The organism is Pseudomonas bharatica (assembly GCF_048586865.1).
GTDB lineage: Bacteria > Pseudomonadota > Gammaproteobacteria > Pseudomonadales > Pseudomonadaceae > Aquipseudomonas > Aquipseudomonas bharatica.
In genome coordinates this window covers 291,679-305,718 of record NZ_JBMAWR010000003.1, presented here as the reverse complement: position 1 = coordinate 305,718, position 14,040 = coordinate 291,679, and the positions used below count along the sequence as shown (strand labels likewise).

The window sequence follows — 14,040 nt, the reverse complement described above, 5'->3', positions numbered from 1 at the left end:
TCAGATCGCTTTCGGTGGGAAATCGATATCCGTTTTCGCCACGTTGTTCAGGTAGTTCGTCAAGGTCAGCAGCGAGACCTGCGCGATGACGTCAACGATTTTTGCATCGTCCAACCCTGCTTCCCGTGCGATTGAGAGATGCTCGTCACTCACTTGGCCGCGGTTGAGCGTGACTGCCCGAGCCAGTGCAGCGACTCCATTCAGCGTGCCAGCGCGTGCTGCCAGCAAATCATCAGCGTTCAGTCCGGCCTTCCCACCGAAGAAGCTGTGAGCCGCGACGCAATAATCGCATCCGTTAACTTCCGAGGCCGCCAGTGCCGCTACTTCACGTTCGGCAGGTGTCAGGCTGTTCTTGCCAAGCGCCTGTGCCAGAGCGAGATATCCTCCCAAGGCTGCTGGAGAGTGAGCCAGCGTAGCGAAAGCGTTAGGGATAAAACCCAAGCCTTTTTCAATGCCCTGAAGGGCAGCGCGCGCAGCGTCTGGAGCTTGGTCAATGGTCAAAGCAGCAATTCGGGTCATGATTTTGCTTCCTTCTAGGTTGTCCAATTCGTTTCTGTTCAGGCGACAGGGATAGGGTTTTCGGCCAATGCCTCGTTGAACTGGTTGATCAGTCCATGCTCGTTGGGCCCTTGGTTGGCGCGTACCGGTACGACGCGGTCAACCAGGACTTCGGTTGTCGCTGTCTCCAGTTTTTCCAGGGTCTCTTGGATGAATTCGTCCAGTGGCATGGCGCGTTCATCACCACTTTTGTGAATCAGATCGGTGTCGACCCATGGCGGCGCGATTTCCAGAACCTTGACGCTGGTGTCGCGCAGGGCAAAACGTTGCGACAGCGAGTAGGAGTGAATCGCAGCTTTGGTCGCTGAATAGAGGGCAGTCGCGGCCAGTGGCAGATAAGCCAGTACCGAGCTGTTGTTGATGATGTAGGCATCGGGTTGGCGCTTGAGGTGTTCTACAAACGCTGCGCTAACCCGCACCGGGCCCAGCAGGTTGGTTTGCAGCAGCCCTACAGCCTGCTCATCGTCATAATCGCCAGAGCCTGGGTTGTCGAAAGGCATGATGCCGGCATTGTTGATGATGACGTTCAGCGAGGGATGGCGACGGATAACCTCTTGTGCGACATCCTTGATCTGCTGGGGATCATTGATATCAAGCTGAACAGTGTCGATGCCGGGATTGGAGCTGGCGATTTCATCCAGCAGCGATTGGCGTCGGCCCGCGATGATGACTTTGTTTCCACGCCGGTGGAACGCTTCGGCCAGAGCGCGACCGATGCCCGAGGTGCCGCCAGTAATGAAGATGGTGTTTGCGCTGGTTTTCATGATCTGTATCCTTTCAATTGATTGATTAAACGTTGTAACGCGGAGCGAGTTTGTTGCTGGAGAGATGTCCGTACAGCGCCTTGCGGCTGGTTTCGTACAGCTCGAAATGCTGTATGTCCTGCATGGAAGGGATGGAGATCAGGACACCGTTGTCGAAGTCTTGAAGGGCGCCATCCACCAGGTCGCTTGCTGACATCACGATGCTGGGATCAAGGTTCTCGACGGGCAGCCCACCGATCTCCCAGAAATCGGTCGCCGTGGCTCCTGGCAGTACCGCCTGAATCTTGATGCCCTGTTCTGCCAGCTCTTTGTGCAACGACTGAGTGAAGGCCGTGACGTAGGCTTTGCTTGCGCCATACACGCCATTCAGAATTTCCGGTGCCAGGCTGACGATTGATGAGATATTGATGAGTGCGCCCTGTTGGCGAGCGATGAAGCCCGGAACTGCGGCGTAGGTCAGTCGAGTGAGTGCCGTGACGTTGAGGCTAATCATCTCGGCCATTCGCTCCACGTCGCTGTCCAGCAAACGGGTGTGAGTACCAATGCCTGCGTTGTTAACCAACAGATTGATGCTGGCGTCTTCGCGCAATTTGCGTTCCACTCGCGCCAGGTCCGCTGCGTTGGCCAGGTCTGCGGGGAAGACTTCAACGCTCTGCTGAGTCTCGTTGGTGATGCGGCTAGCAAGAGCGTTCAGGCGATCACGATTGCGGGCGACCAGTATCAGGTCATAGCCACGTTGAGCCAGGCGGTCTGCGAAAATTGCGCCGATGCCGGTGGATGCGCCTGTAATCAGGGCGGTGCCTTTGTATTCCTGAGTCATGATCCAGCTCCGTTGTTTGGGTGTGGAGCCATGATGCAAAAAATCAGATTTGTCTTAAACGACGCATATGGTCATGTTTTAAGACATCACAATCGGAGCACGGTTATGCATCGAATCGGCTACTTGGTCACGGATGGATTTCAGGTGATGTCTCTGGCCACCCAGGCAGTTTTTGAATTCGCAAACATGGTCGCGGGCGAGCCTGTGTACCGGATTCAGAACTACTCGGTGTTAGGAGGGAGCATTCGATCATCCTTGGGTATGCACATCGATACGCTGGCTTTGGATGATCCAGGGCTTGCAGATAGCTGGATGATCACAGGGACACTCACTCCGCTTACGCCTCCCGCTACTGAGGTTCTGTCCAGCGTGCAGGGATTTGCCCAGAGTTCCAGGCGCATCGCGGGTATCTGCACAGGAGCGTTCGTCTTAGCTCAAGCGGGTGTCCTCGATAACCGGCGTGCGACTACTCACTGGGCATATGCCAAGACTCTTCAAAGCATGCACCCGAGCATTGAGGTGGAAGAGGATCGAATCTTCATCGTGGACGGCCCTGTTTGGACCTCTGCGGGAATGACCGCAGGCCTCGACATGGCGTTGGGGATGGTGGAGAAGGATTTGGGAACGGAGCTTGCCAAATCGGTTGCTCATAAGCTCGTAATGCACCAACGCCGATCGGGAGGGCAGTCTCAGCACTCTGAGTTGCTTGCTCTGGCGCCCAAGTCTGATCGCATTCAGAGCGCTTTGGATTATGCACGTAAGCATTTGAACAGGGCACTGAGTGTCGAAGAGCTCGCGGAGGTTGTTCATCTGAGCCCTAGGCAATTCACGCGGGTCTTCACTGCCGAAACCGGTCAATCACCTGCGAAAGCGGTGGAGAGCCTACGACTAGAGGCAGCTCGGCTAATGATCGAGCAGAGTCGCCATAGCCTGGACACGGTAGCAAGGGAAACCGGGTTCAGGGATCGTCGACACATGCGCGAGGTATTCATCCGAGGTTTTGGGGTTCCCCCGCAAGCAGTTCGCCGCGACGCTAGGCGAGTCGAGTAGAACTCGCTTTCCTATTAAACCGAACGGTTCGATACTGGGCTCATGTCGATCGTTTAGGTACCGAAAATGGGACGGTTTGTACCCGCATGCGAAAGGCTTGATTTGTATGACTGTTTAGGGTCGAAGACAGCCTCATCCCGACCTCTGCTGAGGTGCGCAAACATCAACCCAATGGCTCACGATTACACCCGTCAATAAGGCTAGGCCCCTGGAACCACTCAACATTACCCACCGGAAAAAACCAGCCACCGCCCTCCCCTACATCCGATGATGCTCCACCAAAAAATCCACGAACAACCGCACCCGCGCCGGCATCGTCGGGCCACCCACAAAAACCGCATGAATCGGCTCCCGGTCACCGGGGTTCCAGGCTTGCAACAGCGATACAAGGTCGCCCCGGCGCAGGTCCTCACTGACAGTGAACTCGCCGATACGCGCAATCCCGGCGCCGACCCGCGCGAGTTGGGCCAGCGCTTCACCGCTGCTGCATTCGATGTTGCCGCTGACATTGAGGGAAAACGCTTTGCCATCGCGCACAAACGGCCAGTTGGGTTCGGCACGCCGGAAGTTGAAGCGCAGGCAGTTGTGCCGTAACAGGTCTTCCGGTTCCTGGGGGGTGCCGTGGCGTTGCAGGTACTGGGGCGATGCCACTACCACCTGGCCGGTATCGCCGATCCTGCGCGCGGTCAGCGGGCTGTCGGGCAGGTGGCCGAAACGTATGGCCACATCGGCCTGGCCGCCGAGGATGTCGACCACTTCGTCGCCCAGGGTGAGGTCGACGACGATGTTCGGGTAGTGCTCGCTGAAGGCCGCGACCAGGGGAACGATAGACATCCGCCCATGGCCAAGGGCAGCGCTGACCCGCAATCGCCCCTTGGGTACGCCTTGGTCGGCAATGGCTTCTTCGACCTCATCCATGTCGGCCAGGATGCGCCGGGCGCCGCGCAGAAAGGCTTCGCCTTCGGCGGTGAAGGTGATCGCCCGCGTGGTGCGCAGCAGCAGCCGGGTGCCCAGGCGCTGTTCGGCACGCGCGATGATTCGACTGACCGCCGAGGGCGTGAGCCCCAATGCACGCGCGGCAGCCGACAGGCTGCCTTGCTGCGCTACGGTGGCGAACACAAACATTTCACCTGATCTACCGTTGAAATCCACTTGTGCCTCTTACGCAAAGGTGATTGCCAAAAATGCCGTCTACCGCCTGAAAGCGCTTGATCGTAGCATTGGCGGCATAGATAAGGAGCCTCTTATGCGTATCAATCCACCCCTTGTTGCACTCGCCATTGGTGCCTTTGGCATCGGCGTTACCGAGTTCGCTCCCATGGGCATGCTACCGGGCATCGCTGCGGACCTCGGCGTTTCGATTCCCGCTGCGGGCTTGCTGATCAGTGCCTACGCCCTGGGCGTACTGCTTGGCGCGCCGCTGATGACCCTGACCACCGGCAAGATTCCCCGGCGTTATCTGCTGATCGGCCTCATGGCGATTTTCACCCTGGGTAACCTCATGTCCGCACTGGCGACCGACTACTACAGCCTCATGATTGCCAGGGTGGTGACCTCACTGAACCACGGCGCATTCTTTGGCGTCGGCTCCATCGTCGCCGCCAGCGTGGTGGTTCCTGAAAAGCGTGCTGGCGCGGTAGCGGCGATGTTCATGGGCCTCACCCTGGCAACCATTGGCGGTGTGCCGCTGGCCACCTGGTTTGGCGAGCTGTTCGGTTGGCGCACCGCCTTCTGGGGCATTACCGGCCTCGGTGTGCTGACCATGGCCGCGTTGTGGTTCGCCCTGCCCGACCTCAAGGCACCGCCAGGCGGCGGTGTCATGGCCGAAGTCCGGGTGCTGGGCCGTGCCCCGGTGCTGGCGGCGCTGGCCCTGACCGTCGTCGGCTCGGGCGCAATGTTCACCGTCTTCACCTACATCGCACCGATCCTCAGCAGCGAGACCCACGCCTCCACCGCCTTCATCACCGCCATGCTGGTGCTGTTCGGCGTAGGGCTGACGCTGGGCAACATGTGGGGCGGCAAAGCTGCCGACCGCTCGATAGACCGCACCCTGATCGTCTCGCTGAGCGTGCTCATCCTGGTCCTGCTGGCGTTCAGCGTACTGATGCGCTGGCCGCTGCCGGCCGCCGTAGCCATCCTGATCTGGGGCATCGCCAGCTTCGCCCTGGTGCCGCCGCTGCAGATGCGCGTGATGGAAGCCGCCAAGGACGCGCCTAATCTCGCCTCGGCGGTGAACATTGGTGCGTTCAACCTTGGCAACGCGATTGGCGCGGCGCTGGGAGGCGCGGTGATCAAAGCGGGGTTGGGTTATCCGGCGATTTCCCTGGCGGGGGCGGCGATGGCCGGGTTGGGGTTGTTGATGGTGTTGGGGTTTGCGTGGCGGTCGCTCAGATCGAACGTGGGTACCTCGCCCTCGGCCGTCGGTGGATCGCATCAGGGCTGACAGGGCTTGCCATGACTTTTTTGGCGCCCTTGAGATCGACGCCGCCCGCGCGGCGCATCGCCGGCAACGCCGGCTCCCACAGTTCAATTTTGCCAGGTCAAATCGAGTGCTACTTATCTGAATGAAGGTGCACGCTATCGATTACTCTGGATCAAAACGTGCGGGGGTAGGGATTTGCCAGGCGGGCTTCTTTTCACCTTGGCTGTTGAAAGCGCGACGCGCCTCGCGGAATTCCTCAGCATTTTCAACCACCCACATCCAAACGGGGGACATCCGAACCAACAGCTCCCTACCCAGCGGAGTCAGCTCGTATTCGACGCGCGGCGGAATTTCCTCGAACTCCCGTCGAAGCAGTAATCCATCTCGCTCCATGGCGCGTAGCGTCTTGGTGAGCATTCGCTGGGTCACCCCAGTCATCTGTCTTTTTATCTCGGCGTGGCGCATCGTGCCGTACACGCCCAAAGCATGCAGGATGCCCAATGACCATCGGCTACCTGCGTGAGCGAGGACTTCCCGCCTGACGCCATCATCGTCTTCCCGGAGCGTTTGGCAGATGGCTTCTGCCTGGCTCAGAGCGTCCTGATTGGTCATTTATTCCTCCTAGGTATCACGCGTGTGCCTTCTTACGAGTACTGCCTGATCATGCCAGCATTCGCTCATGTTATAGGCATCACGCCTCAGGAGAAATCATGACCGAAGCAACCCCGCTTTCCCCTCTATCCATTCTTGTTCTCGGCGCTGGGGAACTTGGTCTCCCGGTTTTGCGCAATCTCGCGCGAGTGGCCAAACGCGCACCTGGTTCCCAAATCAGCGTTCTTCTCCGGGAGTCGACCATCAACACCCAGGTACCGGAGAAAAAGGCCGAAATCGATGAGCTTCGCGGGCTGGGCATTCAGATGGTCGCAGCGGACCTGGTGAACGATTCAATTGAACAGTTAGCTGAAGTGTTCGCCCGGTTCGATACCGTCATAGGCTGTGCCGGTATGGTCGCGGGTCGAGAAACCCCCATGAAACTGGCAACAGCAGCGCTAAGGTCGGGGGTGAAGCGCTACTTCCCGTGGCAGTTTGGCGTGGATTTCGAAGTGATCGGTCGGGGCAGCCCCCAAGATCTTTTCGATTCTCAACTCGATGTACGCGAGGCGCTTCGTGCGCAAGACAAAACTGAATGGGTCATTATCTCGACCGGCATGTTCACCAGCTTCCTTTTCGAGCCCGTATTTGAGGTCGTCGACTTCGACAATGACACCGTTAACGCTCTCGGCAGTCTTGAGAACAGCGTGACGCTCACTACACCAGACGACATCGGCGCTCTCACGGCGGAAATCGTCTTCTTCGAACCTCGCTTGCGCAACGAGATTGTCTATCTCTCAGGCGACACGGTGTCGTATGGGCAAGTCGCGAACATCCTCGAAAATGCGCTGGGTCGTCCATTCAAAACTCATGTGTGGACTGTTCCGTACCTGATGGATGAGCTGAGAAAAGACCCTACCCATCACATCAAAAAGTACCGTGCTGTATTCGCCCAAGGCAGAGGTGTGGCATGGCCTAAATCGGGAACCTTCAACCAACAGCAGTCGATTCCAGTAACCACCGCTGAGCAATGGGCTCGGGCGAACCTTGGGGGCAAGTGAGCGCGACGACACATAGCTGACTTGCCGAGAAACCCCTGGGCTCGACAGTGCTAAATAGCCCACCGCCCAACTCCCCAGTCCGAGCAAGCCTCCACCCCATGAGTCAGATGAGCTTTTCGGATTTCGAGCACGCCGGTAAGCGCAAGCAAACCCATCGTGAGCGCTGCCTTGCGAGATGGAGCAGATCGTGCAGTGGAGCGGACGGGTCGCGTTGATCGAGCCGCATTATCCAAAAGCAGATTGCGGTCGCAAACCCTATCCAGTGAAAGCCATGCTGCGCATTCATCTGCTGCAAAACCGGTTTTCACTGAGCGCCCCGTACAAGATCGGACGCAGGGTTGAAACGGTCAAAGCCCAGGCAGGAACCAAGGTCGCCCCCCCATTTCGTGTCATCAAGCAGCAGTTTGGTTACGTGAAAGCGCCTTTCTCCGAGTTGACAAAGAACACGGCGCAACTGACCACGCTAGTTGCGTTGTCGAATCTGCGGATCGCCCGACGCCACCTGTTGAGCGTGACGGGAGCGGTGCGTCTGTAATGCAGAAAACCAGAGGCGTCTCTGGTTTTTTGTGTAGTGCGCGCATTAAAAACCGGATGAACCGGCGTTGAGCTCAGGGAGAATTTCATCTGGAATTTTCAAGTAGGCTGCCTGTCATGGCGACAGATACAAGGTCGAATGAGTTTCCGGAACTGTTAGGACGCTGACATCGACATTACATTTTTGTCAGTTTCTGCAGGGGGGCGTTTTCTGGTGCAAGCTGAAAGTCCGACCAGCACAGATGAACGCAGATGAAGCGCAACCCAGGCCACTTGGTGCAGCAATGCACGATATAACATGACGGTCGGCAAGGGTGACAGTGCGTATGGTCGATGTCCGCCTCGTACGCGAAGGGGACGCAATGGACCCTTCCTTTACCAACTACCGCGCATGACCGATGTTGAAGGTGCAGTAGCGATGCTGTTCGGCGCGTATAAATCGACCAGGAGGACAAAGACTGCACTCTGCGGATCGGCGCATTAAGTGATGAATTTGATTAGGCTTGGATGTGGGCGGCAGGCAAAGCTTAACTGAAACATTTTTGGGGTGATTCGAAAGTCTTTGTCGAGGTACCTATAATCGCTTTACTAGAGGCATGGCCGAATAATGCGACTTTTCTGGTAGTCAAAAATCGATGAAGCGAGAAAAACTGCTGGATTATTTGCAAAGCACGAAGGACGCTTTCTACGCACGTGAAATCGATGACGCCATAATTCTTCATTTTGACCTGATGCTTGAGCACTACGAGCGCAAACCTTTTTTCTGCAAAGCACTGATGAAGCATGATCGCTTAATGGTAGTCATGACATTGTTTGCATTTCATTATCGTAGCCCTCTAACACCTTTGTCCCAGGTTCGGGAGTTTTGCGTCAGGCGAGGATATCTGTCGCGTAATAGCCTTGAGTCCTATTTCTCGTTCCTCCTTGTAACTGGTTATATGCACATTGAAGTGCACCCGGATGATGCACGCTTTCGCATCTATACGCCAAGCACGTCTGCTATTGATGAGGCCGCAAGGTTCATTAAAGCGTATCTGATAGCTGGAGATCTGTTGTTGGCGCGGAAGGATGGGCCGGTCACGTACGCAGATGCTACCGCGCTGCTAAAGTGTTTCTTTACAGGATTCGTACGGCTTTTGGACGCCGACATTTTGCTTGATAGTCTGCTGCCAGAGGCCAAGTGGATTATGAACAGGGATGGCGGCCACTTGCCCATGCTCGCGCTATATCTGGATGCGTTAAGGTATCGATCAAGTAACGGGCGCTACAAGGTCTCGACTTATGCAGAATTATCCTCACGCCTGCATGTATCCAAGACACATGTGATGAGATTAGTTCGTGACGGCGAGGCCAAAGGCTATTTTCGTTGCTGCGGTAGTGCAGTCCAGATGCGGCCAGTTTTCGCAGATACAGTGAGACAAACGATGGCCATTAACTTCGCGGTTGCACGGATCAGTATAGAGCTAGGGACACATGCTAAAGAAGATAAGTCGTTCTCGCGAGGTTCTGAATCTGTCAGCTAGCCAAGGGCAACGTATCAGATTGTTGTTACGAGACGGGATTATCGCCGTTCCGTTACGGGGGCTCGCCCGTTGGCTTTTGATTCATGTGATGCTGGCAGAGCGAGCTGGAAGTCCTGCTGCCTGGATAACTTTTCTGTTAGCCATGATAGTTTTCCTGCTGCAAATGTTTACACCGTCAGACCAGGTTTGGCGTTTTTCAGGTCGGCTGTTCGTGTACGCGGGAATAGTGGGTTTCAAGCTGATAGTTATAAATCACCCGATAGTGTGTCGACTAGATTCACTGCCGTTGACAGTGCTGGGGGTGGTGGGAGCATCTACCAGTTGACATCACTGTACAACCGTCGTGCACTGATAGATCGATTGCTTGATTTTGTCGAGACCTACCCTGGTGGCTATTTCATGATGATTGATGTCGATGATTTTAAAAGCATTAATGATCAATGGGCACGCCGTTGGCGATGAGGTACTTCAAGTGTTAGCCCGCCGTTTGAATGAAATGGCTGTTGGGCATTGCGTAGGGCGGCTGGGTGGCGAGAAATTGGGTCTGATCATTGATGCGCAAGATCCTGAGAAAGCGCGGCTACTGGCTGAAAAATGCTGGAAGCGATACGCACTTGCCGAGAGGCGCCGGTTGCGCTTACGTTCAGTGCAGGCTTAGCACCTTTTGCCCAGGGTCGAGACATTTCCGAAATACTCATTCATGCCGACCGCAACTTGTACAACGCTAAACGCGCAGGTAAGGATCGAGTGTGTTCGGGAACGCGCTGCGTTGGTTGAGCCTGACCATAGCCCACGCCCGGCGCAAGTGCTTCGATCTGCATGTCACAGCGGCACACTCGCTGCCTTGAGTTGCCTAAGGACGAAGCTGGAGACCGAGTGTCGTAGACCTGGGATCTTGTAGAGCTTCTCCCTGAGGAGCCTCTCGTAATCCCGTGTGTCCTTCACTGCGAGACGGAGAAAGTAATCGTATTCCCCGGAGACGAGATACGCTTCGATGACCTCAGGAATCTCAGCGAGGGCCTTCTCAAACGTAGCGAGCACATCATCACCGTGCTGGTCGAGAGTCACCATAACGATCAGGCCTTCCCCATACCCGAGAGACGCCATGTCGATTCTCGCTTGGTATCCCTGGATGATCCCCGCTTCCTCCATGCGCTTGATGCGCTGCCAGCAAGGACTTGAGGACAGTCCTACTTGCCTCCCGATTTCCTGAAGACTCGCTCGGCCATCCTGCGTGAGAACCCCGAGGATCCTCCTGTCCATGCCATCCAATTGATTGTTCTGCATACTCTGCAAACCTAAGAAATATTTTCTGAATGATAGGTATTTGGCCGAACAAAACGAAAGCACTTTCTGTACTCGGAGGGAGATAATTTCATCGCAGCCCGGTAGCGCAGCAAGCTACGTCATAAGGTGCGCCGGCGTGTGCAATCCACCGACGGCCGATCACGTGAGGGCTGGACTCCCAAAAGGAATACAGCGAGATGCGCAAAGTGAGATACGACATGCCAGAGGCTCTGAAGAGTCTCGAATTCATCCTTGAACAAGTTATCTACGGAACCGAGGTCATCATCGCTCGGGATGGCGTGGAGATCGCCCGCGTGACAGCCGTTGAGGGCCTCACGAAGCGCCGCTCGGTTTCATTGGAGGCGACACATGAGCACCAATGACGGCGCCCTATATCCTCGACACACGGCCCTTGATGACGCCTACGGCCTGTTTACTGGGATCGCCCTGGCCGCAACTGGAATCGCCATCCTGGGGAAGTCTGGACTTATCACAGGAGGCATCGCCGGGATGGCCTTGTTGGGGTCGTTCATCAGTCCTTATCCTGCGTCGACTCTTGTCCCAGCGATCAACGTCCCGTTTCTTCTATTTGCTCTGTTTACCATGGGCCGAGCGTTCACCCTCAAAAGCGTCCTTGTGAGTTTCGCCCTAGGTGCGGGCGTCAAGCTCATCACACCGGCTCTCAATGTCTCCGGTGTGGATCCTTCGGTCGGTTGGGTGATCGGCGGGACACTCCTGGGGATGGGTATCCTGTGCCTTGCGAGACACGATGCATCCATGGGCGGAACCGGATCGGTCGTCCTCTGGGTGCAGAAGCGCTTTGGGATTAACGCGGGTATCTCTCAGCTTGCTTGTGACTGCATCCTGTTCCTTGTTGCGAGTTTCTACCTGCCAGTCGATAAGATGATTTGGTCTCTGGTGGGAACCGTAGCGATGAACCTCGTGCTCATCATCTGGCATAAGCCTGGACGTTATCGCGGGTAAGCGAGCTGAATCTTCTTGCCCAACGCCACGACCCGGGACTGCAACTGCAATGCCTGTGCTGCCAAGGCACGAAGCTGTTCCGGGCGATGGTGGGGTTCGGTGGGTGTGTTCGGCAGCCGCTTACCGCTCCTGGCCGAGAGCGACCGCTGCTCTGGCTAACCATCCTTGTTCTCGCACCGTGGAGGATTTGCCATGAACATCATCGCAACCTGCGGCCGTCAGCCCTGGAGCACAGGAAAATTGATCGGACAGAACGCCCCGCCCCGACTGAGAGATATCTGGGCTATCCAAGTAAGGCTTCAAATTGGAGAGAAAACCCGTGACCTAGCTCAAGCCAGGGGTGGCGCTTAGCCTGACACCACTTCATCGAGTCGTGAGTGTGTGACAAGGAGCCGGGATCACTTGCACCTGCCCATGCTCGACGCCCCGCTCGACCATCAACTGGCGAGACAGCTTGCCGATGGGGCCGCTTGGGCCTTGAAGTACCGAGACTTCCAGGCAATGGCCCGCATCCAGATGCACGTGCAGTGTCGAGCGCGTCAGTTCATGGTGGGCATGCAATGTCTGGTTGAGGCGCTTGGGGAGTTCGCGGGTGGCGTGGTCATACAGGTAGCTGACCACCGCCACGCACGGGGCATCATCCGGCAAGGGCTCTGCCTCGCGCAGGCCGTTGCGCAGCATGTCGCGAATGGCCTCGGACCGCCCTTGGTAGCCTTGCACTTCCACTCGCCGATCGATGAGATCGAGCAGCTCTTCATCCAGCGTGATGGTGATCCGTTGCATTTTGTAACTTCCGGTAAGAGGATTTTACATAGACATCATACCCCCCACTCTTTAGCCTACGGCCTCCGTTGAAGTGGGGGACGCAGTGTGAAGCAGCAGCCTGGTAAACGAAAGCCTGCCCTGTGGGGCGTTATTCTCCTCGTGGCGAGTGCCATCGCCCAGGCCGCGGACACCGGGCAGCCAGGTCCGACACTGGTGTACTCCTGGCCCGTCAACGCCGGTCCCCTTGATCCCCGCGGTTATTCACCCAACCAGATGTACGCCCAGGCCATGGTTTACGAACCTCTGGTTCGCTATACCCACACAGGCTCCGTGCAACCGTGGCTGGCCACGGGCTGGAAGGTCTCCGAAGACGGCAAGACCTACACATTCACTCTGCGCGACGGCGTACGCTTCAGCGATGGTACGTTGTTCGATGCTGCGGCCGCCAAGGCCAACCTGGACGCTGTCCTGGCCAACAGCCAACGCCACCGCTGGATGGAGCTGGTGACCACGCTTGATCACATCGAAGCCCCCGACCGCCTGACCTTGCGCCTGGTGCTCAAGCACCCTTATTACCCGACCCTTATGGAGCTGGCCCAGGTCCGCCCGCTGCGCTTCGGTGCTCCTGACGCCAAGCCCGGGCAGCCCGTCGGTACCGGGCCATGGATGCGCGCCGAGTCGCGCCTGGGCGAATACGATCATTTCGTCCGCAACCCCCTGTACTGGGGGCCACAGCCGGCCTACGGCGAAGTGATGGTGAAGGTCATTCCGGACCCCAACAGCCGCGCCTTGGCCCTACAGGCCGGAGAAGTCGATCTGACCCAGGGGGCAGCCGGCGAAATCACCGCAGGCACATTCGTCCGCCTGCGTGACCAGGGCTACGCCACCGCACTTTCAGCGCCGCTGGCCACACGCATGCTGGCCATGAACACAGGCCGTGGCGCCACTCGCGACCTGGCTGTACGCCAGGCGATCAATGAGGCGGTGGACAAGCAGGCAATTATCGACAAGATCCTCTACGGCCTTGAACCCAAGGCTGATACGTTGTTCGCCAGCAACATGCCGTATGCCGACATCGGACTGGAGCCCTATCCGTACGACCCTGCCCAAGCGAAGCAGATGCTGGACTCCGCAGGCTGGACGCTTGCCCCCGGAGCCAGTGTGCGCAGCAAGGCCGGCGAGCCGCTTTCGATCGAACTCGTGTTCCTTGGTACCAGCGCCTTGCAGAAAAGCCTCGCCGAAGTGCTGCAAGGCGAACTGGCCAAGATCGGCATCCAGATCGCGCTACGTGCCGTGGAGGAAGGTGCATTGGTACGCCGGCAGCGCGACGGCGATTTCGGCATGATCTTCGCCGACACCTGGGGCGCACCCTACGACCCCCACTCGTTCATCAGCTCCATGCGCTATGCCGGCCACGCCGACTACATGGCCCAGCGTGGCCTGGCGATCAAGGACGAGCTGGATCGACGTATCGGCGAGCTGCTGGCAAGCATTGACGAGCAACAACGCGCCGAGCAGTACCGCTTCATCCTGAGCACGCTGCATGAGCAAGCGGTGTACCTGCCCATCTCGCACCTCACCGCCATCAGCGTACGCCGTGATTCGGTCGCTCACGTCGAGTTCGGTAGCACCTTGTTCGATGTGCCGTTCGAGGCCATGACGCCGAAGCAGGGCCGCTGAG

At 57.4% G+C, this 14,040-nt stretch carries 15 protein-coding genes and 3 pseudogenes; 11 read left to right on the top strand and 7 right to left on the bottom strand.

What is annotated here, in order from left to right; all coding sequences use genetic code 11:
• The 3 genes from ACKLLE_RS06320 to ACKLLE_RS06310 are packed head-to-tail and all read right to left on the bottom strand — an operon-like array spanning position 1 to position 2,142.
• Positions 1-519: a carboxymuconolactone decarboxylase family protein gene (locus ACKLLE_RS06320; protein WP_420057259.1), complete on the bottom strand. Its 519-nt coding sequence runs from the start codon at positions 517-519 to the stop codon at positions 1-3.
• A 38-nt stretch (positions 520-557) separates the two neighbouring features.
• On the bottom strand, positions 558-1,322 hold the full coding sequence (locus tag ACKLLE_RS06315; protein WP_420057258.1) for an SDR family oxidoreductase: 765 nt from the start codon (positions 1,320-1,322) through the stop codon (positions 558-560).
• 25 nt (positions 1,323-1,347) lie between these two features.
• Entirely contained in the window at positions 1,348-2,142 is a 795-nt protein-coding gene (locus ACKLLE_RS06310; RefSeq protein ID WP_420057256.1) for an SDR family NAD(P)-dependent oxidoreductase, read from the bottom strand.
• A gap of 105 nt (positions 2,143-2,247) precedes the next feature.
• Between ACKLLE_RS06310 and ACKLLE_RS06305 the strand changes: the two genes are divergently transcribed.
• Positions 2,248-3,192: a GlxA family transcriptional regulator gene (locus ACKLLE_RS06305; RefSeq protein WP_420057315.1), complete on the top strand. Its 945-nt coding sequence runs from the start codon at positions 2,248-2,250 to the stop codon at positions 3,190-3,192.
• Between the two features lie 258 nt (positions 3,193-3,450).
• Here the strand turns inward: ACKLLE_RS06305 and ACKLLE_RS06300 are convergent, their stop codons facing one another.
• Positions 3,451-4,344 (bottom strand): LysR family transcriptional regulator, encoded by an 894-nt coding sequence (locus tag ACKLLE_RS06300; RefSeq protein ID WP_420057255.1) that lies wholly within the window; start codon positions 4,342-4,344, stop codon positions 3,451-3,453.
• 94 nt (positions 4,345-4,438) lie between these two features.
• Between ACKLLE_RS06300 and ACKLLE_RS06295 the strand changes: the two genes are divergently transcribed.
• Positions 4,439-5,635 carry an MFS transporter gene (locus ACKLLE_RS06295; RefSeq protein WP_420057254.1) on the top strand — a complete coding sequence of 399 codons (1,197 nt, stop codon included), beginning with the start codon at positions 4,439-4,441 and terminating at the stop codon, positions 5,633-5,635.
• A 141-nt stretch (positions 5,636-5,776) separates the two neighbouring features.
• On the opposite strand, the gene ACKLLE_RS06290 is transcribed toward ACKLLE_RS06295, so the two are convergent.
• Positions 5,777-6,226 (bottom strand): winged helix-turn-helix transcriptional regulator, encoded by a 450-nt coding sequence (locus tag ACKLLE_RS06290; RefSeq protein WP_420057253.1) that lies wholly within the window; start codon positions 6,224-6,226, stop codon positions 5,777-5,779.
• Positions 6,227-6,324: 98 nt separating this feature from the next.
• Here ACKLLE_RS06290 and ACKLLE_RS06285 point away from each other — a divergent pair, with 98 nt between their 5' ends.
• The 5 genes and pseudogenes from ACKLLE_RS06285 (at position 6,325) to ACKLLE_RS06265 (ending at position 10,100) form a co-directional block, all read left to right on the top strand.
• Positions 6,325-7,266 carry an aromatic alcohol reductase gene (locus tag ACKLLE_RS06285; protein WP_420057252.1) on the top strand — a complete coding sequence of 314 codons (942 nt, stop codon included), beginning with the start codon at positions 6,325-6,327 and terminating at the stop codon, positions 7,264-7,266.
• 98 nt (positions 7,267-7,364) lie between these two features.
• Positions 7,365-7,801: pseudogene (locus tag ACKLLE_RS06280) on the top strand (transposase).
• Positions 7,802-8,435: 634 nt separating this feature from the next.
• Positions 8,436-9,323 carry a hypothetical protein gene (locus ACKLLE_RS06275; RefSeq protein ID WP_420057251.1) on the top strand — a complete coding sequence of 296 codons (888 nt, stop codon included), beginning with the start codon at positions 8,436-8,438 and terminating at the stop codon, positions 9,321-9,323.
• A gap of 264 nt (positions 9,324-9,587) precedes the next feature.
• A pseudogene (locus tag ACKLLE_RS06270) lies at positions 9,588-9,981 on the top strand (GGDEF domain-containing protein).
• Entirely contained in the window at positions 9,918-10,100 is a 183-nt protein-coding gene (locus tag ACKLLE_RS06265) for a diguanylate cyclase domain-containing protein (RefSeq protein ID WP_420057249.1), read from the top strand. Before ACKLLE_RS06270 ends, ACKLLE_RS06265 begins: the two are co-directional and overlap by 64 nt.
• Positions 10,101-10,145: 45 nt before the next feature.
• On the opposite strand, the gene ACKLLE_RS06260 is transcribed toward ACKLLE_RS06265, so the two are convergent.
• A complete protein-coding gene (locus tag ACKLLE_RS06260; protein WP_420057248.1) occupies positions 10,146-10,610 on the bottom strand; it encodes an Lrp/AsnC family transcriptional regulator in 465 nt (154 codons plus the stop codon).
• Between the two features lie 197 nt (positions 10,611-10,807).
• Here ACKLLE_RS06260 and ACKLLE_RS06255 point away from each other — a divergent pair, with 197 nt between their 5' ends.
• The 3 genes and pseudogenes from ACKLLE_RS06255 to ACKLLE_RS06245 form a co-directional block, all read left to right on the top strand.
• Positions 10,808-10,993 (top strand): hypothetical protein, encoded by a 186-nt coding sequence (locus ACKLLE_RS06255; protein WP_420057247.1) that lies wholly within the window; start codon positions 10,808-10,810, stop codon positions 10,991-10,993.
• Positions 10,980-11,594 carry a DUF6198 family protein gene (locus tag ACKLLE_RS06250; protein ID WP_420057246.1) on the top strand — a complete coding sequence of 205 codons (615 nt, stop codon included), beginning with the start codon at positions 10,980-10,982 and terminating at the stop codon, positions 11,592-11,594. Before ACKLLE_RS06255 ends, ACKLLE_RS06250 begins: the two co-directional genes overlap by 14 nt.
• A gap of 192 nt (positions 11,595-11,786) precedes the next feature.
• Positions 11,787-11,924 (top strand): annotated as a pseudogene (locus ACKLLE_RS06245) (integrase); the annotation flags it as partial.
• 33 nt (positions 11,925-11,957) lie between these two features.
• Here the strand turns inward: ACKLLE_RS06245 and nikR are convergent.
• A complete protein-coding gene (gene nikR, locus ACKLLE_RS06240) occupies positions 11,958-12,377 on the bottom strand; it encodes a nickel-responsive transcriptional regulator NikR (protein WP_420057245.1) in 420 nt (139 codons plus the stop codon).
• Between the two features lie 87 nt (positions 12,378-12,464).
• On the opposite strand from nikR, the gene nikA reads away from it, so the two are divergent.
• Positions 12,465-14,039, top strand: a complete 1,575-nt coding sequence (gene nikA / locus ACKLLE_RS06235; protein WP_420057244.1) for a nickel ABC transporter substrate-binding protein — start codon at positions 12,465-12,467, stop codon at positions 14,037-14,039.
• Position 14,040 lies beyond the last annotated feature (1 nt).

Excerpts from the sequence above, each read along its gene's own strand:
- ACKLLE_RS06275 (WP_420057251.1), top strand. The coding sequence starts at position 8,436 with ATGAAGCGAGAAAAACTGCTGGATTATTTGCAAAGCACGAAGGACGCT.
- ACKLLE_RS06250 (WP_420057246.1), top strand. The coding sequence starts at position 10,980 with ATGAGCACCAATGACGGCGCCCTATATCCTCGACACACGGCCCTTGAT.
- ACKLLE_RS06285 (WP_420057252.1), top strand. The coding sequence starts at position 6,325 with ATGACCGAAGCAACCCCGCTTTCCCCTCTATCCATTCTTGTTCTCGGC.
- ACKLLE_RS06305 (WP_420057315.1), top strand. The coding sequence starts at position 2,248 with ATGCATCGAATCGGCTACTTGGTCACGGATGGATTTCAGGTGATGTCT.
- ACKLLE_RS06295 (WP_420057254.1), top strand. The coding sequence starts at position 4,439 with ATGCGTATCAATCCACCCCTTGTTGCACTCGCCATTGGTGCCTTTGGC.
- ACKLLE_RS06255 (WP_420057247.1), top strand. The coding sequence starts at position 10,808 with ATGCGCAAAGTGAGATACGACATGCCAGAGGCTCTGAAGAGTCTCGAA.
- ACKLLE_RS06315 (WP_420057258.1), bottom strand. The coding sequence starts at position 1,322 with ATGAAAACCAGCGCAAACACCATCTTCATTACTGGCGGCACCTCGGGC.
- ACKLLE_RS06320 (WP_420057259.1), bottom strand. The coding sequence starts at position 519 with ATGACCCGAATTGCTGCTTTGACCATTGACCAAGCTCCAGACGCTGCG.
- ACKLLE_RS06260 (WP_420057248.1), bottom strand. The coding sequence starts at position 10,610 with ATGCAGAACAATCAATTGGATGGCATGGACAGGAGGATCCTCGGGGTT.
- nikR (WP_420057245.1), bottom strand. The coding sequence starts at position 12,377 with ATGCAACGGATCACCATCACGCTGGATGAAGAGCTGCTCGATCTCATC.
- ACKLLE_RS06290 (WP_420057253.1), bottom strand. The coding sequence starts at position 6,226 with ATGACCAATCAGGACGCTCTGAGCCAGGCAGAAGCCATCTGCCAAACG.
- ACKLLE_RS06310 (WP_420057256.1), bottom strand. The coding sequence starts at position 2,142 with ATGACTCAGGAATACAAAGGCACCGCCCTGATTACAGGCGCATCCACC.
- ACKLLE_RS06265 (WP_420057249.1), top strand. The coding sequence starts at position 9,918 with ATGCTGGAAGCGATACGCACTTGCCGAGAGGCGCCGGTTGCGCTTACG.